Annotated in this window: 21 protein-coding genes and 4 pseudogenes; 14 read left to right on the top strand and 11 right to left on the bottom strand. The window is 45.8% G+C overall.

Features of this window, described 5'->3' with window-relative positions:
• Positions 1–97: 97 nt before the first annotated feature.
• Both RFN81_RS05570 and RFN81_RS05565 read right to left on the bottom strand, forming a co-directional pair.
• Complete coding sequence (locus RFN81_RS05570) at positions 98–646, bottom strand: hypothetical protein (protein ID WP_264498148.1); 549 nt, start codon at positions 644–646, stop codon at positions 98–100.
• Between the two features lie 79 nt (positions 647–725).
• Positions 726–986: pseudogene (locus RFN81_RS05565) on the bottom strand (YegP family protein); the annotation flags it as partial.
• A 192-nt stretch (positions 987–1,178) separates the two neighbouring features.
• On the opposite strand from RFN81_RS05565, the gene RFN81_RS05560 reads away from it, so the two are divergent.
• Both RFN81_RS05560 and RFN81_RS05555 read left to right on the top strand, forming a co-directional pair.
• A complete protein-coding gene (locus RFN81_RS05560) occupies positions 1,179–1,430 on the top strand; it encodes a type II toxin-antitoxin system Phd/YefM family antitoxin (protein WP_264498147.1) in 252 nt (83 codons plus the stop codon).
• Between the two features lies 1 nt (position 1,431).
• On the top strand, positions 1,432–1,701 hold the full coding sequence (locus RFN81_RS05555) for a Txe/YoeB family addiction module toxin (protein WP_264498146.1): 270 nt from the start codon (positions 1,432–1,434) through the stop codon (positions 1,699–1,701).
• An 87-nt stretch (positions 1,702–1,788) separates the two neighbouring features.
• On the opposite strand, the gene RFN81_RS05550 is transcribed toward RFN81_RS05555, so the two are convergent.
• Positions 1,789–2,193 (bottom strand): H-NS family nucleoid-associated regulatory protein, encoded by a 405-nt coding sequence (locus RFN81_RS05550; protein WP_264498145.1) that lies wholly within the window; start codon positions 2,191–2,193, stop codon positions 1,789–1,791.
• A gap of 277 nt (positions 2,194–2,470) precedes the next feature.
• On the opposite strand from RFN81_RS05550, the gene RFN81_RS05545 reads away from it, so the two are divergent.
• The 4 genes and pseudogenes from RFN81_RS05545 (at position 2,471) to RFN81_RS05530 (ending at position 7,302) form a co-directional block, all read left to right on the top strand.
• Complete coding sequence (locus tag RFN81_RS05545) at positions 2,471–3,037, top strand: type 4 pilus major pilin (RefSeq protein WP_264498144.1); 567 nt, start codon at positions 2,471–2,473, stop codon at positions 3,035–3,037.
• Positions 3,038–3,142: 105 nt separating this feature from the next.
• The gene (locus RFN81_RS05540) at positions 3,143–4,714 is read left to right on the top strand and encodes a shufflon system plasmid conjugative transfer pilus tip adhesin PilV (protein WP_264498143.1); all 1,572 of its coding nucleotides are present in this window, start codon (positions 3,143–3,145) and stop codon (positions 4,712–4,714) included.
• Between the two features lie 315 nt (positions 4,715–5,029).
• A pseudogene (locus RFN81_RS05535) lies at positions 5,030–6,439 on the top strand (S-type pyocin domain-containing protein); the annotation flags it as partial.
• Positions 6,440–6,837: 398 nt separating this feature from the next.
• Positions 6,838–7,302 (top strand): DUF6392 family protein, encoded by a 465-nt coding sequence (locus RFN81_RS05530; RefSeq protein WP_264498141.1) that lies wholly within the window; start codon positions 6,838–6,840, stop codon positions 7,300–7,302.
• 49 nt (positions 7,303–7,351) lie between these two features.
• Here RFN81_RS05530 and RFN81_RS05525 read toward each other — a convergent pair whose 3' ends face one another.
• Both RFN81_RS05525 and RFN81_RS05520 read right to left on the bottom strand, forming a co-directional pair.
• Positions 7,352–7,516 (bottom strand): hypothetical protein, encoded by a 165-nt coding sequence (locus RFN81_RS05525; protein ID WP_264498140.1) that lies wholly within the window; start codon positions 7,514–7,516, stop codon positions 7,352–7,354.
• Between the two features lie 344 nt (positions 7,517–7,860).
• A complete protein-coding gene (locus RFN81_RS05520) occupies positions 7,861–8,601 on the bottom strand; it encodes a hypothetical protein (protein WP_264498139.1) in 741 nt (246 codons plus the stop codon).
• Between the two features lie 260 nt (positions 8,602–8,861).
• Here RFN81_RS05520 and yafN point away from each other — a divergent pair, with 260 nt between their 5' ends.
• From yafN to RFN81_RS05495, 5 genes and pseudogenes are all read left to right on the top strand, one after another.
• Positions 8,862–9,155: a type I toxin-antitoxin system antitoxin YafN gene (yafN, locus tag RFN81_RS05515; RefSeq protein WP_027711146.1), complete on the top strand. Its 294-nt coding sequence runs from the start codon at positions 8,862–8,864 to the stop codon at positions 9,153–9,155.
• Positions 9,152–9,556, top strand: a complete 405-nt coding sequence (locus RFN81_RS05510; protein ID WP_039325243.1) for a type II toxin-antitoxin system YafO family toxin — start codon at positions 9,152–9,154, stop codon at positions 9,554–9,556. The genes yafN and RFN81_RS05510 overlap by 4 nt, the downstream gene beginning before the upstream one ends.
• 123 nt (positions 9,557–9,679) lie before the next feature.
• A pseudogene (locus RFN81_RS05505) lies at positions 9,680–10,096 on the top strand (tyrosine-type recombinase/integrase); the annotation flags it as partial.
• Positions 10,096–10,323, top strand: a pseudogene (locus RFN81_RS05500) (hypothetical protein); the annotation flags it as partial. The pseudogenes RFN81_RS05505 and RFN81_RS05500, both read left to right, overlap by 1 nt.
• A 72-nt stretch (positions 10,324–10,395) precedes the next feature.
• Positions 10,396–10,653 carry a BrnA antitoxin family protein gene (locus tag RFN81_RS05495; protein ID WP_039351569.1) on the top strand — a complete coding sequence of 86 codons (258 nt, stop codon included), beginning with the start codon at positions 10,396–10,398 and terminating at the stop codon, positions 10,651–10,653.
• Between the two features lie 372 nt (positions 10,654–11,025).
• Here the strand turns inward: RFN81_RS05495 and RFN81_RS05490 are convergent, their stop codons facing one another.
• From RFN81_RS05490 to RFN81_RS05475, 4 genes are all read right to left on the bottom strand, one after another.
• The gene (locus tag RFN81_RS05490; protein ID WP_264498137.1) at positions 11,026–11,610 is read right to left on the bottom strand and encodes a putative adenosine monophosphate-protein transferase Fic; all 585 of its coding nucleotides are present in this window, start codon (positions 11,608–11,610) and stop codon (positions 11,026–11,028) included.
• Positions 11,603–12,094 carry a YhfG family protein gene (locus tag RFN81_RS05485; RefSeq protein ID WP_264498136.1) on the bottom strand — a complete coding sequence of 164 codons (492 nt, stop codon included), beginning with the start codon at positions 12,092–12,094 and terminating at the stop codon, positions 11,603–11,605. Before RFN81_RS05485 ends, RFN81_RS05490 begins: the two co-directional genes overlap by 8 nt.
• A gap of 315 nt (positions 12,095–12,409) precedes the next feature.
• Positions 12,410–13,288: an NAD(P)-dependent oxidoreductase gene (locus tag RFN81_RS05480; protein ID WP_264498135.1), complete on the bottom strand. Its 879-nt coding sequence runs from the start codon at positions 13,286–13,288 to the stop codon at positions 12,410–12,412.
• Positions 13,289–13,526: 238 nt separating this feature from the next.
• Entirely contained in the window at positions 13,527–14,141 is a 615-nt protein-coding gene (locus RFN81_RS05475) for a YrbL family protein (RefSeq protein WP_264498134.1), read from the bottom strand.
• Between the two features lie 207 nt (positions 14,142–14,348).
• On the opposite strand from RFN81_RS05475, the gene mgtE reads away from it, so the two are divergent.
• Entirely contained in the window at positions 14,349–15,812 is a 1,464-nt protein-coding gene (gene mgtE / locus RFN81_RS05470; RefSeq protein ID WP_264498133.1) for a magnesium transporter, read from the top strand.
• Positions 15,813–15,886: 74 nt separating this feature from the next.
• On the opposite strand, the gene galK is transcribed toward mgtE, so the two are convergent.
• Positions 15,887–17,050: a galactokinase gene (gene galK, locus RFN81_RS05465; protein WP_264498132.1), complete on the bottom strand. Its 1,164-nt coding sequence runs from the start codon at positions 17,048–17,050 to the stop codon at positions 15,887–15,889.
• Positions 17,051–17,058: 8 nt separating this feature from the next.
• Entirely contained in the window at positions 17,059–18,099 is a 1,041-nt protein-coding gene (galT, locus tag RFN81_RS05460) for a galactose-1-phosphate uridylyltransferase (protein WP_264498131.1), read from the bottom strand.
• 459 nt (positions 18,100–18,558) lie between these two features.
• Between galT and galR the strand changes: the two genes are divergently transcribed.
• Entirely contained in the window at positions 18,559–19,569 is a 1,011-nt protein-coding gene (gene galR, locus RFN81_RS05455; RefSeq protein WP_264498130.1) for an HTH-type transcriptional regulator GalR, read from the top strand.
• Positions 19,570–20,038: 469 nt separating this feature from the next.
• Positions 20,039–21,346, top strand: coding sequence for a maltoporin (locus RFN81_RS05450; RefSeq protein WP_264498129.1), 1,308 nt, complete (start codon positions 20,039–20,041; stop codon positions 21,344–21,346).
• The last annotated feature ends 26 nt before the right edge of the window (positions 21,347–21,372 follow it).

The following is a 21,372-nucleotide window of genomic DNA, read 5'->3' as shown; positions in this document are numbered from 1 at the left end:
GCAGATACACAATCTAAATTACAGTCTCATCGGAAATGAACTTTCAGTACACAAATTTATTACTTCTCGATTTATTAAAATAAATGCTTCTGATTTTTCATGACCAGAATTTCCACCATGCTTTCTTTTTGAAAGTTGGTAGATTATTTTTGATACCTGCTGAAGGTGTTATCATTTGATTGATCGTTGAGGACATCTTACCCATATAGTCTACCAATGGTATCCATTTCTCTTGAACTAAAACCTCAAAGTGAGTCACAGGAATACCTGCGGATGAGAATTCAGAGTTACTTTGGGTCAGTATTTCTTGGCACCAAAACAGATACGCTTCTCCTACGATAAAACCGTCATCCCAGCTTTCTGTAAAGCCATATGTTGACACAGATTCTTTATGACAACGAGATATATGACTTTCCCCACGTGGTAAGAAATCATTTATTAATGATTTTTCAGCAAGTTGTTGACTGGTATAAAAGCATATTAAATAAAGCCCTTCGGTTGAAGGTAGATCAGCGTAAAGAGATTTGAGAAGCCTATGCGGATAGTCTTCCCCACTTCTGTTTTTCCATCTTCTTGCTCGGAAGATGCCATCCTGAATCTTTCTAATACGGATATCTCTGTCAACTCGATATATGTATTCGGTCATAGTGCTAATTATTATTGAAGTGAATTATTTGCCGTAGAGCCAAACCCGGTTTTTTAGATTTGGCTCAGAGATAATACGATCAGGTATTATCTTTCACTGTCTTGGTGCTTCCGTTGTTTTTGACAGATGCAATGCCCGTTTCACGCGATTGCGTGGTGGCATACATTTGACTTGTCCCAATGATCTGATGATTGGCTGCTTTTAAATTGAAATAGAATTTTCCATTGGAGGCGTCTTTCTTTTCATACCTTTCATCTAAGGGGCTATTTACCTGAACAGAAGCAATGCCATTCTCTGCTGCTCCTTTCGTCGTATAAAGCTCACTGGTAAGGATAATTTCGTGAAAATGCATTTGTGCAATATCAGTATGCCTGAAAACCCACTTGGTGGGAATGAGATGATGAAGTTCATGATTTGTATTGACCTGATTTTTACTTTTATGTCGATATCCCTGTCCTACCTTGACTTTTCCAGCTACGCCAATTAATCTGTACATAAATGCGTACATTTATTATCTGGAGGAGAGTTTACTATGGCACACGTTCGTTTGACCGAATTCCGCCAGAACATTGCCGCCCATTTTGATGAAGTTATCTCATCAAGAGCGCCGTTGCTGGTTACACGCCAAGGGTCAGAAGCAATGGTCATGCTGGCTGAAGGTGAATACGAATCCATTTTGGAAACGCTGCACTTGCTTTCAACTCCGGCAAACACGGATCGGCTACGTGAGAGCATTAAGCAGCTTGGTGACGGGAAAGTGGTAGAGAGGGATCCGACTCTCTGATATGAAACTGCTATGGACAGAGAATGCTTGGCAGGACTATTTATACTGGCAGGAAAATGATCCCGGTATGGTCACAAAAATCAACGATCTGATTAAGGATACCAAACGGTCGCCCTTCAAAGGATTAGGGAAACCAGAACCCCTTAAAGGTGACATCTCAGGCTTTTGGTCGCGACGGATATCCGGTGAACATCGTTTTGTCTACCGTGTGTCGGGAAAAGGCGAGGCTCAGCAACTGGATGTTGTTCAATGCCGGTTCCATTATAAATAGCCTGCACCTAAGTGTATTAGCTGGCTCATGATCTAATACACTTTATCGCTCATTCGCCATGTTATTTTTCCAGCACCGCATTCCGAGTTATTTGATCTCGAAATCTTCCAAGGTCTTACCGCCTTCAAGCGCAGCGGCGATAGCTTTTGGTGTACGGCCCTGACCTGTCCATAACTTTTCATTGCCGTTTTCATCAACGTATTTATATTTAGCGGGACGAGGAGCACGTTTAGATTTCGCTGACTTGGTGGCAGAAACAGAACCAAGCAATTCAGCCGGATCGATACCGTCTTCCAGTAGCTGAGCACGAAGGGCTTCAATTTTTGCCAGACGTTCAGCCTGTTCTTGTTGGGTTTTGGCTTCTTCTTCCCGACGATCTTCAACAATAACGGTGAGTTTTTCCAGCATTTCTTCCAGTGTTGCCAGATCGGTTTCTCGTGCCTGAGCACGCAGAGTACGAATATTGTTTAATAATTTCAGTGTTTCATTCATAGCGTATTATCCTGATGGTGATAAAGAGTCGTCGATAGGTATATCAAAATTTAGTATATATCAGTATGGATGTAGAGGAAATAATGAAAAAGCAGAAACCAAAGAAAAATCCGCGCGTTACATAGATAATTACTCTACCCTCAAAGGCGGTTTTTATTACATGGATAGCAAATCAACCGTTCATCGGTAAAACGACAAGTATCTGTTCTTTACTCTTGTTCAAACATAATTAATTGATTATCTCTTTTTTATCATTTGAATGACAAAGGAGATAAAAATGATCTTGTTGAAAAAAAGAAAAAGTAAAAAAGGGTTTTCGTTACTCGAACTGCTCTTAGTGCTTGGTATTATCGCCGCGTTAGTGGTAGCGGCATTTATTGTTTATCCAAAGGTGCAGTCCTCACAAAGGGCAACAGCAGAAAGTAATAACATTGCAACGATTCAGGCTGGAGTGAAATCCCTTTATACTGCGGTGTCCAGCTATTCAGGATTAAATGAAACCGTCGCGGTTCAGGCAAAGATTTTCCCTGATAATATGTTAGTCAGTGGTAAGCCTGTGAATGCCTTCAAAGGAAATGTTTTATTGGGTACGTCAACCGACAGTCCTTCCGGTGTGGCTAATTCCGCTTTTACCATTACGTATATTGGGGTTCCTGCATCGGAATGCACCAAGATTGTTTCCGGCGTTGGCGCTAACTTTTATAGCGTAGCCATTGGCACAGGTAGCGCTGCATTGTCCACAGGAAATATCAGAAAAGCCAATAGCGATATGAATATGGCGACAGTGGCATCAGCTTGTCAGTCGGGTGGAAACAGCAATACACTTACCTTTACATCATTATAAATAAAAGGGCTGGTGCCCTTTTATCAATTAATCCATTATAGATATCTTGACCACTCTTTTATTTTTGCTAATTAAAATATATGTAAATAAAAAAGGACGGTGGAAATGATTAAACATAAAAAAGGGTTTTCCCTATTGGAAATCACATTAGTGTTAGGTATCGGCACAGCAATGGCATTTATGAAATTTCAGGACATGAAAAGCGATCAAGAGAAAGTAATGGCGAATACTGTAGGTTCACAGATGAAACAAATGGGAGAAGCCGTAAATCGTTATGTCAGCATTCGCTATGACAAGCTTTCAACATTAACTTCAAGCAGCAGCCAGACCAGCGATCCGGGACCAAGAACCTGTTCGGCTAATGGCTGTGAAATTACCTATCAGACGTTAGTCAATGAGGGGCTATTGCCTGCGGGGTATACTGGCGTCAACATGCAAAAATCCTCTTATAAGATTCTGTTAAAACGCGCTGGCACTGCACCTAACTACGTTATTAACGGGCTTGTTATCACAACAAAGCCGTGGTTAGAAGGAAATCGTATTCGCTATGACTTGTTAGGCCGTGCTATGCAAGCGGCAGGTATTGACAGCGGTATGACGCAATCCGCAACGGTGGCATCAGGTACGGGGGGACAATGGACTGAGAATCAAAGTAACTATGCCGGGATAAATGCGACGGGGTTGTTGGCCTACCGAGTAGGCTATGATTCCTCAATGTATTCAGTTTACCTGCGTCGTGATGGGACGCTTCCTATGACAGGGGATCTGAATATGGGCGGTAATGATATTAACCATGTTAAAGATATGACCGCATCAGGAACGGTGTCGGCGTCCAATGTGATTGCATCAAACTCGATAACCGGGAAACAAGGAATGATAAATGACTACCTTGGTGTGGGCTTATCTCAAAGCCGATATAAAAAAGAAAAAACAGGACCTGCGGCCTTTTATGGCAATTACACGCTTGAAGTGAATGGCAATCAGGTTAATTTTGGCAATATCGTGTCAACAGAAAATATTGTTTCGGGAAAAGACTTTATTGGACGTAATGGTAATGGTGATCTATTTTATTTGGGCGGATATGACGCGGATGATTATGAGTTGCGTGTTGGATCTGACAAACCCCTGACGATATACCGTATGGGTGGAGAAAAAAACAATGAGCTTCGCCTGCGTGTTTTGGGTCGCCAAGAAGTTTGGGGAGATTTACATGTCCGCTCACAGTATGGCAGAGATACCGAGGGTAATATTGTCGCATCAGGTAATATTTCAGCAGCAGGAACGGTTTCGGGTCAATATTTACAACCAATATCAATATCAATTCCGGGTGAGGGGTGTATTGATCCGGGAGCAATAAGTAAAGATAGTGCCGAGAAGGTATTGTCTTGTGTAAGCGGAGAATGGAAATCTATGGCCGGAGGTTTACAGGAATACAATGGTCAGTCATGCCCAGAAGGATTGCAGATTTTTGCATATTATGCATATTATGCATATATCCGTGAATCTTGGACTGTAAGTAATCATACAAATTCTCGTTACTACACTGGATGGGTTACCGCTAGTCAACTGAACAAAGTTAGCTATTATGTTACGAATAATAATAAGGATAGTGAGGCAAGCCATGAATACCATCCTTTCGAAATATGGGGAGAGACTACAAAAGTTAAATGTGGATAAATATTGTCTTTTACCAAAGACTATTTTTTAGTCGGGATATTTAAGTCCTGATATGTCTGTTATTCAGGTGATTATGAAAATTTCTGGATTTTATCGCCGTAGCACCAGTGTTTTATCCTTTCTGTTAGCGTAAGGTGGGTAAAGATTTTTTGACAGGATTATGACTTAATAAAAGGTAATCTCTTGGCCTAAATAAAAATCTCATTCATCAATGCTGTTTCTGCATTTGATAGAGCATTCAGGATTGAATCCCCTATCAATATCACTCAGAATTCCGTTATCAATGGAATAATTTACCGTCAAAGGAGAATGACCATGCCGGGTGCGGCTCGTCTTAACGATATCGGAAGCGGTCATGACTGTTTCCCTGAAACTCCGATAACCGAAGGCAGTCCAGACGTTATCATTAATGGTCAGCCTGCCGCCCGACAAGGCGATACGGTTCTGCTTCACGGTTGTCTCTGTCCCAATGCCCCACATGGTGTTCATTCCCGAAAAATAGCCGAAGGTTCATCGACCGTCATTATTAACGGCAAGCCTGCTGCGCGTATTGGTGACGGCATTAGCTGTGGCGGTGTCATCATTTCCGGCAGCGGCAACGTGATTATTGGTGATACACCCCATCGTTCTCCTGTTCATGAATGCGCGAAACAGGCGGTATTAAATCGTTCTCCGATATTGGCACTAACGCCGATGCTGACGGTCGAGCCTGTTTTTGCCAAATCCTGCTTACGTGGCGCGGGTTGTACCGATGCGGGTAAAGAAGAAGAGCCACAGGGCAACATCGGGGAGATGAGTTTTTATGTTGCTGAGCCTGTTGGTGAGTCGGAGGTCCCGGCTGATAAACAAGGTGAAGTAAAACAGTACGCGCAGGCAGCGAAAAAGAAAAACACGTCTTCTGCTGTTTCCCCTCCTAAGTCATTTGCCGGAAAAAACGAACCGTTACCTCAGACCTCGCCCAGTGCGATGGGTAAGCCTCAGATACCTCCGATGGAGCCGTGGTATCAGACAATATTCGGTTTGCTAGTGGGTAAAGCGGACGCCGCCATGTTGCCGCCACCTCCACAGGTGGTCATGGCAGGTACGGCAGCACAGGCGGGTGCGACCGCTGCTGCGGGTGGCGCTGTGGCTCAGGCCAATCAGGATGCCGCAAAAGCACTGACACATCAGATGAAACGCCTTTCTGGTCCATCAATCTGGCAAGGCCAGTTGCAGATGGCGCAAAGTTTCTTGCTGATGGGCGCATTGATTCAGCAACATCTGAAAGGTGAAAAAGACGATCTGTTGACACCGGAGAAATTGCTTGAAGTCGCGAAAAAACAGGGAACGGTTCCAAGTCGTGTGCGTTATCAGTGGGTGGAAGATGAGGAAACAGGCAGGCTGAAGGCGGTTGGCTACCACACCAGTATGGAAAGCGGTCGCGATCAGGTGCGTGTTAGATTACTGAAACATGATTTCCCCAATAACCGTTACGAGTTCTGGGAAGAGGGGGCAACCGGACCGACTATTTTATGGACACCGGATAATCCGGGGGTAGAATTACCCACAGATACGGCACACGGTGAACAGCCTGTTATTCCGTCAGCAGTGCCGGGATTTGAAATTCCAGAGATGGATGATGTCAGCATTCTTGCGACACCAATACCGAAAGAGAAGGATTTTCGGGATTACATTCTGGTGTTCCCTGAGAATGCGTTTCCACCGATTTATGTTTATCTGAGTAAGCCTCCGGTTAACTTGCTTGATGTTGATTTATACAGTAATTTTAAGGGACGTTCACGGCAGGGGAAATACCATGCAGACCATATGCCATCGGCTGCAGCCGTAGTAGAATTTTTGAAGCGGTTATATCCTGATGCTAAAGAGTATGAGTTAGAGCAGATGGCTAAAGATGTCGCGGCGATTATCATTCCCGCCGAAGTTCATCAAAAAATTAGTGAAACTTATGGTTGGCGTAATAGACCGCAAGATATTGAACGAGATTCTCATGATTTACGCGGTGCAGTAGATCGCAACTTTGATGCTATAAAACCTACTTTGAAAGAGTATGGTGTGACAGAGGATCAGTTAGAATCGGCAAGAGAAAAAATGCATAAACTCAATGAAGAACAGGGGTTGTATTAATGTCTGTAAATGTAGAAGCATTAATCAATAGTTTGGGGAAAACTTATCAGGAAATATTTGATTCGGGTTTGCTCCCTTACAAAACCAAGCCGACAGGTTTTTCTGGCAGCTCTAGTATCAGTTTGGATATGGCAAAAGAAGGTATATATCTCTCTTTTAATAGAAATGATCGGGTTCTGAATGAAATTACTTTGATAATGTCAAATAAAAAAATAGGTTATTATTTTCCAAATAAACTACCTAATCCACTAAAAAACACGATGTCAAGAAGTTGGGTTCAGGAGCAGTTTGGCGAACCTTTTAAATCTCTGCCGCCAAGGAAGAGACTAAAAAAAGATATTGGCTATACAGATCTTTACTATTTAAAAAACTATAGCATTCCGGTGAGTATGCAGATAGATTATGATATTAATGAAAAAGTTGAAGCGATAACATATTTACCTACTTCAATGGTTAGATGGTGATCATTTAATAAAGGCCAGTCATGGCCTTCATGATTTATTCTATTTCCTTTTATGCCTGAATATGAAAAGTACGAAATAACAGATCAAGCCGTTCCCAAAGAACGAAGATCAAAATCTCTTTTGCTTTGGGTTCATCCAGTTCAACAACGGCATAAATTAATGCCCGACACTGATCGATGATTTCTTCCAGTTCTAGCGGTGTGTTATCGAACATGATAAGCCTCCGTTGCTGGATGCTGAGTTGTGGCAAAAAAAGCAGCCAGATGCAGATTTTCAGGAAGGGAATAGGTAAACTGACAGACAGCCATAGCGTTACTCCGTATAACGTTGAGGTTAGCCCTTGTCTGGTATTGCCGTACCTTTCAGGGGCGAAACGGGTGTTTAGGTTGTTTTTTGTGAAGGCTGGAACCTGATTGGCTGCAATGTAAGGCTAGGATTGCTGCTAGTCAATTGCTAAACGCGATACAAGAAAATCCATAGCGGGTAAGTCTCCAACCTTTCAGAACTACATTGTCTCAGAGCTACATCCAACAGTTGGATGTTGTTCAAACTAAAAATTTACCATGTATTAAAACTCTTCTCTTTTTCATCTTCTTCTTTCCTAAGCTTTCTGGCAAGCTTAGGGTAATACACCATGCGGTCAACATCTTTGGGCCAGCATACCATCACAGCATAGGCAAGTAGTATCAGTGAAATGATTAATCCAACAAGAGAATGAGTTGTAGTAGGATCCCTATATTTTAGTTGTTCCCAAAGCCAGTCAATAAACATTTTACTGGAACCATCTGATGCAGATAAATACCATTCGCTGAAAAAAACCAAGAAAACACCAAAAGAAATTATTTCAGCATTTCTTTGCTCTTTTTCAATATCATTCCTTTTCCTTTTTTCTTCCGTATAGATCTTGAATGATAAATCATCTCCGACGCCCAATGCATCTTCCCGTAATTCACCAGTAAATACTTCAGTGTAACTTTTTTGATAATTTGTTTTTTCTTTTTTTTGAAAAGGCTTGCTATATTTTATATTTATTAATACAAGTAAAAAAAACAAAGATATTATCTTTAGTATAATTGATGAAAAGATCCCTAAAGCAATAACCATTCCTGCCAGATCAGCTAATGATAAATCAAATTCTTTCCCCAATTTTATGCCGAATAGGCCATTCCCTTTTAGCCAGAAATAGAGGACATCAAAGCATAATGTAAAGTAAATAATTTTGGCTACTTTGGCTGAATCCCATAAACCATCAACAAAGCTTAATAGAGAAATGGGGGAAGTGCTATTGCTGGACGACATGAATAATTTCCTTTTTAATAGATTAACCACTGATATAAAACTCTAATATCAATGAGTGAAAGGGCAGGGTCAAGGCATCCTTATCCGTCCGTATTGCGGCATCAGGCGGTGTTTCTCAAAAGGGATGTAGGCAGCGCGAAAGTAGTTTCTCTCTTGTAGCTTATCTGACGCTAACTTTGTGTATTTTATAACCACAAAAATTGATGCGCACTTTGATGTGCATTATAATGTATGTAATAAAACACGCTTTTAGGTGATCTATGGAACGCATCCTCGCAGAAAAATCTATCAACATCACCGAGTTAAGAAAGAACCCGGCGAAATATTTTATTGATGAACCGGTTGCCGTTCTCTCCAACAACCGTCCCGCTGGCTACATGGTCAGTGCTAAGGTGTTTGAAGAGCTGATCGATCTGTTGGAAGAGAAGCAAGGCAGGGTTCATACCGCTGCGCGGTTCAGGCCATCTGCTGAACGTTTAAGCGATATTGCGGATAGCGGGCAGAAACTGCTGCAAAACGCCTCCGACAAGGATCTGACCGAGTTCACGGAATGAGTATCAGGATTTTCAAGTCAGCACTGATCCGTAAGCAATTGAGCCAACAAGAGCTTGATGATTTGGCGGCGGATTTTCTTTCCTACAAAAAGGATGGCGTGTTGCCAGATACCTTTGGTCGTGATGCACCCTATGATGATGACCGCACCTATCCCTTGGTAAAAGAAGAACAAGTGGCCCACATTCATCTTGCCGATGCGGATGCCCCTTTCCCGAAGTTTTTACGACAGTTCAAACGAACCAGCGATCAGGCGCATTTGGTATACTGCCAAGGTGCGATGGATCCCGATGCCTACCTGCTGATTATCATCCTTAAACCCGAAGCACATAAAATGGCACGCAACAATAACCATATGCATAAGATCGGGATGATGGCAGAAGCGTTCAGGATGAAGCATTAAGTTGGTTAAAAAACACTCGCACAAGCAGGACACAAAATCCATTGGGGGTATCTTTGGGGGTATCATCAAAGATGGAACAGGTAATTTATATTATTAATCAAATGAATAGGATTTAGGTGTTGTTCCTATACCGGTAGCGTGCTGGTACAAATCGCGGCCAAATTGCTGATGCTGACCGGTGTGAGAACCATAGAACTCCGTGCGGCCGAGTGGTCAGAATTTGATCTCGAACACGCAATCTGGGAAATCCCAGCGGAAAGAATGAAAAAGCGGCGTTCTCATCTTGTTCCCTTGTCTACACAAGCGCTATCTTTGCTAAGCCAGTTACAAATCATCAGCGGAAATTATAGATACGTTTTTCCCGGTCGGAACGATCCCAACAAGCCCATGAGCGAGGGAAGCATCAACCGCATGATAAAGCATATCGGTTATCAGGGACGGTTAACGGGGCATGGTTTCAGACATACCATGTCGACTATCCTGCATGAACAAGGCTATGACTCTGCATGGATTGAAATGCAGTTGGCGCATGTAGATAAAAGGCCGGGGAAAACCTTGCCGACAACGCGCCACACTTCTGGTGCTGGCTGACCCGTGCCGCCGGGAACCACGCGGATAAACAGGAGCGCATTTTAGCCGTGCTGTTTATGGTGCTGGCGAACTGCTACGACTGGCAACTGTTCCTTGAAGTCACCGGCCCCGGCGGCAGCGGAAAAAGTATTCTGCTCGAAAACGCCACCATGCTGGCCGGGGAGGACAACAGTTCATACCGACAGATTCGGCTCAATAAGGATTATTCCTGCTCGTAAAGCCAACGCCAAAGAGAGCGAGGTACGAAGATGGTAAATCGTAAACAACAAATTGATCGCCTTAGCAACATGGCGGATAAAGATATCGATTACAGCGACGCGCCAGAACTGTCTGACGCGGTTTGGAACAACGCGGTACGTGGTAAATTCTACAAGTCGGTAAAAGTACAGAAAACGGTACGTATTGACGCAGATGTACTGCACTGGCTTGAAAGTGAAGGTCCGGGCTATCAGACACGGTTAAATAATATTCTGCGCCGGGAAATGGAAAAGGCATTGCGTTCCTGAGTCCGACCCTCTCTTATTGCATAATCTTAAAGAGCGGTTATGGCGATCATGCCGCGACCGCTACTTACACAGTGATTTTCTATCTAATAGTGCTCGCAGCGCTTTATTGCAGGTCATTGTTTTTCAATTCGGCAATGACGGCAGCAGTAACAAAGAGAGCGTTGATCTCAACCTCAACATTCATATTCTCTGGTTTATCATTTACGCTCATTGCTATCTCACTATAGAAGATTCCCCAATCATGCTGCATAAGTGACGAGTGACTCATCGCCTGTTCACCAACTTATTACCCATTAATACATTGATTAGTAAAAATAAAAACCCGTAGTGAAGAGAGTGAGCAGTTTTGTGCAAAATCTTTTTATTGGGACGTCAGAGAATACTTTTCTCAAAAATATCGGCTAATGGTCGAATATTGCCATGGTATCCGGCCACGTTAGCCGCTAACCATTCCTGAACGCCGATATTTTCAAAAGAGACACCATAGCCACAATTGATAATCATATGCTCGAACAATAAACGCTGAGAACGTCCATTGCCTTCCCGAAAAGGGTGAATTACATTCAAATCTGAATAATATTCTGTTAACTGAGTTATTAGCGCTGGACGTTCAAGACCTTGTAAAAAATCATCATTGGATAGCTGCGTAAAAATTTTATTGGCTTCAATTGCAATACGGGATACGGTGCAGAAACGTGTTTGACCTTTAGAAATATCGATACGCCGTATATCTCCTGCCCAATCGAATAAATCCCCGAATATTTTCCCGTGCAGACCACACCAATAATGCAGATCGTAAGGCGGTTCTTCAAATTCAATATCGAGAACAGCCAGTTCGGATAGTTGACGCTCCGCATCGTCGAATTGGCTGTCATCGTTGATGCCGAGCTTATTGATCAGAACATCGCTATCGGGGTAGGTATAAGGATCTTGCCCTGAGCCGTATTTATCAGACATAACCACTCGCCTTATACATGGCTATCAGATTTTTTCTCAGCGCTTCCCTTTCCTGCTTGTCTGCGGGAAGTGGCGTATCCTCAACGCTAAATCCTTCAAGACGCATACTGTCCCGATAGTTTTTGAGTTTCACCTGATTGTAGTAATCACGCTTTTCTTCCAGCGTCACCATACGTGGGGATCGCGTTTTGTCTGACGATGCTTTTGTCGTGATTTTCCGGTGCTGTCTAAATATCGACAAATCGGTATTTTTCAATTTCTCGATCAATCGTTCCCCGTCGCCAAACACGCCCCATGACGAGATAGACAAGGCTTGCCGTTTGCCATTTTTCTCGCGTGATATGCTGATATCCATCGTTGACTGGAGCGTGTTTAACACGTCCTGTACTTTTCTTTCAGAGATACCTGTAGCGTTGACGATAGAGTGCGTATTAGGAGAATCCTCTTGTACCAGAGCCGCGAGTACCGCCATTTCATAGCGCATGTGCTTTCACCTTTAATCCGCATATATATGCGATAAAGAGTATCACAATCACGACCTAGTCGTATCTTACCTGCATGGGTGATGAGTGGCTCGTCACCTGTTCACTCACTGTTAACCGCTTAACTCGCTAAAATTTAAGATAAAAAATGAAAGGTGAAGAGAGTGAACAGTTTTGTGAAAAATCTTTTTATTGGGTGGTATTGTGTATATTACATACGATTCTTAACTTAAAATTAGTTATCCCAAACAAGGAATAAAACGCGGTCTGATGGTTGATACATATTGCCGCCCTGTAAAGACGGCAACATGAGGAAATTAAACGTGCGATGACTGATGTTCCAGCCACTGGTAAACCGATGACAGGTCTTGATCAGCAAACCCATCCTCTACGGCCTTTTGCCAAACATCGGCAATTTTATCCAGTACCGGCATTGTCCCTTGGGATGCCAGCGCTAGCGCTAGCTTCGCATCTTTCAACGCATGAACGAGCTGCATTTGCGGCGCAAACTGATGTTCCGCGATCGCATCTAACTTTACTTTGACGTATGGCGCTGCCAGCGGCCCTCCCTCAAGCGCACGCCAGAACTGCTCAGGACTGAACCCTAGATGCTTCGCTAACAGCGCGCTTTCGGCCACCCCTTGCATCATCGAAATAAGCCACGCATTCAACACCAGCTTCATTTTCTGGCTATTACCCGCAGCGCCAAACCACTGTGTACCCCGCGAAATAGCCGCAAAAACCTGCTCAGCGGCGGCACACTTCTCTTTCTCTCCACTGGCAAGAACCAAAATTTGCGCGTTCTCTGCTGGCGCTTTGGTTCCGGAAACTGGTGCATCAACAAACTGCATCGTCGGCTGTATCTTTTTTAGCAAAGCAATAGCGTCCAGAGTTTCCTGTACGCCAATAGTCCCCATCTGGCAATAAATGGCCTGAGGCTTGCTGGCCGGTGCTATCTCAGCCAGAACCGATAGTGTGGCTTCGGCATCGCTCAGTATGCTGATAATGACATCGGCATCCGCCACCGCCTGCTGAGGCTGAGTATAGAAAGTTAGACCATGGGGCACTAAATCATCCTCTCGTCCCGGAGAACGGTTCCAGGCCGCGACGGTAAAACCTTTTTTCAGCAAGTTATTCGCAAATGCATGCCCCATCGCACCCAGGCCCAACACCGTAACTTTTGGTAAATTCATCATTTTTTCACCTATATTCTGATTATCGCTAATCCTTGATGTATACAAATCATGTTTGCAGCAGCATGAGACTACGCCGGTAAATTCACGGCAATATGCACCGAACCAGCACACATTCCCCCTCGCTTCAATTCTCCTCGAAAATTACTCGGCTGTGACGGTTAAAAATGGGCGAATTGCATAAATACTCTATTACTCCACAAAGACAGGTCAAGAAACCAGCAAAATAATGCTGTTACCGTCAACGTGTTATCCCAGGGGGTAATGCGGGAAAAATTTTTAAGCCATATCGTTCACACAACAGCCTCTCAAAATCAACGAAACGCCGGGATAACTGGCACCGGGCAAAATATTTAGAGTAGTACACCAAAGGAAATAAATTAGCGCACCCAAGATTATCAATAATAATCAGTTCGCCCTCATCATCATGATGCAATCGATACATAATGTTGTATGGCTTTAGCGTCATGGTGACAATGGCATATTGTTTTGCCCACTGCGTCATATGACGCCAGGCAAGCCCGATACCCATCTTATATTTTTCATAACGATGATTGTCGATAATATAGTATTCCAATGTTTTGGAAACGTCCCCCGTATAATCTTTTATAAGATCAAAGATATACCCTCTACCCATATTGGTTTCAACCGTGCCGTGGTAGCGGGACACAATGGGAATAGTAAATACTTCATTTGCTATGCGCTGATAATATTTTAATTCTCGAATGGTTTCACGATCTCTTTCACCGTTCAAATGCACTTTGATGCACTTATCTTGCATCAGCGGATGGTAGTAACAAGCTCGATGGCGCCCTTGCGAGATTAACAGCGAACGGTCCAAGTTAATTATAGTCATCAGGGATCCCTAATTATCGTCATCAGATGTCCCTAATTCTAAGATACAAATAGTCTACCATTCCGAAACGACATGAATATTTACCTGAATGAAAGTGCAATTACTGGCCTTAGATGTGACGATATATCGCCCCAAATCATATTCTTAATCGACTGATTTTGCGCTACATTTAGTACAACATGGATAAAAACAGATCGAGCATAAAACATGACGTCGAGTGTAAAGAAACTGACTGACCTCCGCCGCCGCATTGCCCTTTTATTGTTGGAAAACAAAGCATTGGTTGCCGGTATTATTAACCAGCAATCACGCGCAGTAGATCGCGATGACACAATATCGCATCACAAAATAGATCAGCGTGAAAAAAACAGGCTGCTCGACCAGACCGCAGAAATTAGTGAACTCATCGCGGGGCTACATGCCGCCGATCTTGCCGATCTGCTAGAATCGCTACCACAAGATGAACGCCTGGCGCTCTGGCGACTGATTCCTAATGCGGAACGCGGGCGTGTACTGGTTGAAGCCTCTGATAGCATCTCCGACGATTTGATCGAGGATATGCGGGATAAGGAAATCCTAAGAGCCGTACGGGTACTGGACGTCGATGAACAAGCTCAGCTTTCTCGCCATATTCCCCGTCACCTGTTAGGCCGCATACTCACCTCACTGGAACCGAAACAGCGGGCGCAACTGCGTGCCGCCATCAATTATGATGAAGATTGCCTCGGCCACATGATGGATTTCAAACTCATCACCGTGCGCGGCGATGTTACGCTGGCGGCCGTGCAACGCTATCTGCGCTACCGCAAAACGATTCCCGAATCAACCGACAAGCTGTTCGTTACCGATCGCAAAAATACGCTGCTCGGCGAATTGTCGCTGGCCAATATTCTGCTCCATCCGCCTTCGACTCAGGTGGATGAGGTCATGGATGCTCAGCCGCTGAAATTTCAGCCTGAAGATAACGTTGAAGACGCCGCTGGCGCTTTTGAGCGTTATAACCTCATCTCTAGCGCCGTGGTCGACAGCAAAGGAAAACTCATGGGACGCCTGACAATCGAGGATATTCTGGATGTCGTTAATCGGAAAAGTGACAATAATCTGCGGCGATCGGGGGGGTTAACGCCTTCTGAAGACGTTTATGCGCCCGTGTATAAATCCTTCCGCAATCGCTGGGCATGGTTGGCTGTCAATCTTTGTACTGCGCTTATCGCTTCACGTGTGATCGGTCTGTTTGAAAATACCTTATCCCATCTCGTCGCGCTGGCGACGCTGATGCCGATTGTCGCTGGTATCGGGGGAAATACCGGTAATCAGACAATCACCATGATCGTTCGCGCGCTGGCGTTGCATCAGCTCGAACATGGAAAAAAATCGTACCTATTACTCAAAGAACTCGGCGTAGCGCTGGTCAATGGGGTGATATGGGGCACGATTATGGGGGGGATTACCTACTTACTGTACGGCAGCGCTGCCATGGGGGGCGTCATGATGTTGGCGATCCTGCTGAATTTACTGCTAGCGGCCCTAATGGGCGTAGCTATCCCGCTGATTATGATGAAGTTGGGCCGCGATCCTGCGATTGGTTCCAGCGTAATGATCACCGCCATTACCGATACGGGCGGCTTCTTTATCTTCCTGGGGCTGGCAACGCTGTTTCTGTTACCGTGAACGGGTGGGCACAAAGGTCACGCTCAGCCCTTTGCGCCCACCGGTTATCGTGGAAGTATTACCGCAGTAGGCTCTTAGCCTATACGCCCGGCGCCGTCAGACGCCTGACACAGATAGATCGATGGCTGAAGCCCGGTACGCGCCGGATATTCACGCTCGATCACCTGTTTGACTTCATCCGTCAGCGCCGAGGGGATCAACGCAACAATGCAGCCGCCAAACCCTCCGCCAGTCATCCGCACACCGCCGCGTTCGCCGACATACTCCTGAATCAGCGACACCAGCGTATCAATCGGCGGCACCGTGATTTCAAAATCATCCCGCATGGAGACGTGGGATTCCGCCATCAGGGTAAACAAACGACGCGCATCCTGACGCGACAGCGCGTCGGCCGCCTCCAAAGTACGACGGTTCTCGGTAATCACATGGCGTGCGCGGCGAATCACAACCGGATCCAGCCCGTCGATTCCCGCCTCAAATTGCGATAATGAAACATCGCGCAACGCCTTGACCTTAAAGTGGCGCGCCGCTGCTTCACACTGCTGGCGGCGTGTGTTGTATTCGCTATCCACCAAACCACGTCGCACGTTGGAGTTCACGATCAGTACGTCAACACCGTCGAGCATACGCACGGAACGCCCTTCCAGAGAACGGCAGTCGATCAACATCGCTTGCCCCGCCCGTCCCTGCGCGGAAATAAACTGATCCATTATGCCGCAACTACAGCCAACAAAATGATTTTCCGCCTGCTGACCGTTTAGCGCCACGTCTAACTGACTAATGTCCAGATGATTCAGTTCCTTGAACGTTTGACCAATCGCCACTTCCAGCGACGCCGATGAGCTCAGTCCCGCGCCGGATGGCACATTACCGGAGACCACCATATCCATGCCGCTGAGCGGTAGCCCACGCGCCAGTAAATACTTGACCGTGCCTCGAATATAGTTGGCCCAGGTATAGTCAGGATGTGGCACGATATCCTTAGCAAGATCAAACTCATCCTGCTGATTGGCATAGTCCACCGACACGACCCGCACAATGCCGTCCTGACGCACTGCCGCGCTCACCACGGTCTGATAATCAATGGCACAAGGCAACACAAAACCATCGTTGTAGTCAGTGTGTTCGCCAATCAGGTTGACCCGGCCAGGGGCCTGAATGGCCGCGTGCGGCGCATAACCAAATAATTGGGCAAACACTGACTCGGTTAACTGACGTAGAGAATCAATACGGCTCATAGAAGACCTCAAATTTGTTCACGAAAATGGACATCGCTTACGCTGCGTAACCGTTCAGCGGCCTGCTCTGCCGTCAGATCGCGCTGTGCCTCGGCCAACATTTCGTAGCCGACCATAAATTTGCGTACGCTAGCGGAACGAAGTAATGGGGGATAAAAGTGGGCGTGCAATTGCCAGTGCGCATTATCCTCGCCCTGAAACGGCGCGCCGTGCCACCCCATTGAATAGGGGAATGAACACTGGAATAGGTTGTCGTAACGGCTAGTCAGCTTTTTGAGCATCAACGCTAAATCATCGCGTTGCACATCATTAAGCTGCGGCAATCGCTGTACGACGAACTTAGGCAGTAACAGCGTCTCAAACGGCCACGATGCCCAGTAAGGAACCACCGCTAACCAGTGCGCTGTTTCCACCACGGTACGCGCGCCATCGGCCTGTTCACGACGCACGTAGTCCAACAAAAGCGGCGCCCCATGCTGGGCCAAATAATCCCGCTGTTGTTCATCCTCACGCAGCACTTCATTGGGAAGAAAGTCATTCGCCCACACCTGCCCGTGGGGATGAGGGTTGGAGCACCCCATCATGGTGCCTTTATTTTCAAAAACCTGAACCCACGGATAGCGCTGGCCCAATTCCGCCGTTTGGTCGCTCCAGGTATCGATTACCGATCGCAGCGCCGCTAATGAAAGCTGCGGTAGGCTCTTGCTGTGATCGGGGGAAAAACAAATCACCCGACTGATGCCACGCGCGCGTTGCAGGCGAAAAAGCGCGTCACCGCTCGCTGGCGCGTCGGGCGTATCCTCCATCAGCGCGGAGAAATCATTAGTGAAAACAAAAGTGCCCTGATAAGGCGGATTGATATCGCCGGTAATCCGTTTATTGCCCGCGCACAAATAGCAGGTGGGATCGTAAGACGGCGGCATAGCGCGATCCGGCTCATCCTGTTGGCCCTGCCAGGGGCGCTTGGCACGATGTGGAGAAACGAGTATCCACTCACCCTTCAGTGGATTAAAACGACGATGCGGATGTTCAGTTGGCTCAAACTGCATAAGCTATTCCTCAATACAAATATGAATTCGGTATTACGGTGGCGTCATTCACAGCCAATGGTTGGCGTTGACAACCGTCTGCGACCGGGTAGCGGCAGCGGGTAAGTAAGGAAACACAGTCACGGAAACCATTAAATGTAATCAGTTTCACTCCACAATATGGGTAAAATGGCTGGATTAGCGCCAGATAACGCAGAGGCGCTATCGTTTACTCGCCGCACAAATGTAATCGATTACCCTCAATCTAAACCCCAGAGTGGTATTTTGGAAGCGAGAAATGACCGATGATTGTTGACAGCGATCACATAAGTACGGTCTGGATCAAAATGGGGAGTCAGTCCGGCAGGTAACATTCACGAAAAACCTGTACATTTATAAACAAGTCATCACTTTTTTCTTTTAACTTCTGCGTGAGGCTGCGTTCCGCCTCACCACGCATTTGACCTTTCAGGAATGCCAATGGCCACAATAAAGGATGTCGCTCGTCTATCAGGTGTTTCAGTCGCGACGGTATCGCGAGTCATTAATAACTCGCCTAAAGCCAGTACCGCCTCAAAAGAGGCCGTGCATAAAGCAATGGCAGAATTGCAATATCATCCGAATGCCAATGCGCGAGCGCTCGCGCACCAGAGTGCGGAGACCATGGGTTTGGTTGTTGCGGATGTATCCGATCCTTTTTTTGGGACAATGGTGAAATCCGTCGAGCAAATCGCTCAGGCAACCGGCAATTTTCTGCTGATTGGTAACGGTTACCACAATGCCGAACAGGAAAAGAAAGCGATCGAACAACTCATTCGTCACCGCTGTGCGGGGTTGATTGTGCATGCCAAAATGATCTCGGATGAGGAACTAGCCGCGTTGATGAATCATATCCCTGATATGGTGCTCATCAATCGAACCTTACCCGGCTATGAAAAACGCTGTGTAGCGCTTGACGATCGCTATGGTTCCTGGCTGGCGACACGGCATTTAATTCAGGAAGGGCATCAGAAGATCGGTTTCCTCTGTTCGAATCACCAGATTTCCGATTCCGTGGATCGTTTACAGGGGTATATGGACGCGCTGCAAGAACATGGCATTCCACGGGATGAACGTCTTATCGCCCGCGCCTCGCCAGATGAGTTGGGCGGTGAAGCCGCCATGATGGAACTCCTGAGTCGGGGCGGCAATATGACGGCAGTCGTGTGTTACAACGATTCCATGGCCGCCGGAGCCCTTTCTGTTCTAAGCGACAACAGTATCAGTGTACCGCAGGATATGTCGGTGATTGGGTTTGATGATGTGTTGATCGCCCGTTATCTGCGCCCTCGCCTGACGACGGTGCACTACCCGGTTTCGGCGATGGCGATACAGGCGGCGGAATTAGCGATCGCGTTATCCCACGGCAAGCAACTTAGTGAAACAACCAATATGTTTAGCCCGACACTGGTACGTCGGCATTCGGTTTGCCCACCGAATCATAAGAAATAGCCGTTTTTTCTCCGACGCTGGCCTGATATTTAGGGCCGATCCCATCAGGCCAGCGTCAATGTCATTTCCGCCTCGTATTAAAATGCCCACTTTTTAGCCCTTCTTTGCGCTGCTCACGAGATCGTTTCCCTCAAGCTCTATTACCCTATTGATAAAACGCTCCCGTCGCGGGTATAAAAAATTTTATGCTGTGTTTCAGGCATAAGATCCAACACTGTAACCAGTTACACGCCAATATGTAGCGAATAACATTATTATAATGCCGAAAAATAACCACAATATCGTCTCTAAGTTCGTTAAATTCATGTAAATTTTAGTGTAACTCTTTTGTTTTTTGTGAGAGCAATCATGTCACGCGCCATATTATTACCCCATAATCCTTCGCCATGGAGTGGAAACGCTTTACCTCTATTCACGTCATGTTATTTGGAACATCCCTATTCTTACCCGAATAAGCGAAAGGTATATTATGAAAAGAAAACTGCTGACAACATCCATTGCGCTGAGTTTGGCTATGCTGGCAACCCCTTCTTATTCTGTCGATTTTTCAGGCTACTTCCGTTCTGGCGTGGGGGTATCAAACCACGGGAAACAACAAACTGCCGATAAAACCTATGTAGGACGATTAGGTAACGAGGATGATACCTACGGTGAAATCCAGCTAGGCCAGCAGTTATATAACGAAAATGGTAAAACGTTTTACTTCGACAGCATGATTTCAATGTTATCCAATGGATCGAGCGATGATGAAACCACCGTAGACGACGATGCTGAATTTGGTTTACGTCAGTTAAACCTTCAGGCAAAAGGCTTCGTACCAGGGTTACCAGATGCCGTCGTTTGGGCCGGGAAGCGCTACTACCAGCGCCATGACCTACACATTATCGATACCAAATACTGGAATATTTCCGGTGCAGGCGCGGGGATAGAAAATATCAAAGCGGGCGAAGGCGCATTTTCCTTTGCCTGGATCCGGGGCGATGGGGAAAATATGGAGGTCAACTGTAATAATAGCGTCAATAGTAAAGAATGTTCGGATAGAAAAGATACCTATGACGATCTGAACATTAACTACCTAGATGCACGTTACGCTGGTTGGAAGCCGTGGGACGGCGCATGGACAGAGTTCGGTATTACCTACGCCATGCCAAACGAAGCCGATACGCAGAAAAATATTTTCCTGGCAGAAGGACAGAAGTTCGATCCGAAAAACTCAATGATGGTTACAGCCGAAGTCAGCCAATTCTTTTCTGGGCTTAATTCGTCTCAGAAGCTGATATTGCAATATGCCGATAAAGGATTGGCACATAATATGGTCGATCAAGGCGGCGGCTGGTATGACGTCTGGAAGATCAACGACAGCGCGAAAGGTTTTCGCATTATTCAAACTGGTGATTTACCGATTACCGATCGTATTTCTCTGAATCACGTGGTGACCTACGGCAAAGCAGATGATATCAGCCTTTATAATGATAGTACGGAGCTATTGTCGGGCGTAGCCCGTGGGCAATACGCCTGGACCAAGAACCAAAAAACCTATCTAGAGGTCGGGGCGTACCAGAAAAAAGACAGTTGGAAAAATGGTACAGAAAGCAAACAGAGCGGTGAAAAATACACGCTTGCACATGCCTTCAGTGCCGATATTCCGATGCTAACCCGGCCGGAACTGCGCTTCTTCGTTTCTTACCAGAATCGGGGGGGGCAAAACCGGCACACCTTCAACGACGACCGTAACAACGCGGTGAATTTCGGTATCCAGGCCGAAGCCTGGTGGTAATACAGCAATAACCCTCAGCCCGACGG

It is taken from the genome of Pectobacterium cacticida (assembly GCF_036885195.1).
Classification (GTDB): domain Bacteria; phylum Pseudomonadota; class Gammaproteobacteria; order Enterobacterales; family Enterobacteriaceae; genus Pectobacterium; species Pectobacterium cacticida.
Note: the sequence above shows the minus strand (reverse complement) of the source record. Positions and strands in the feature narration are given on the sequence as shown.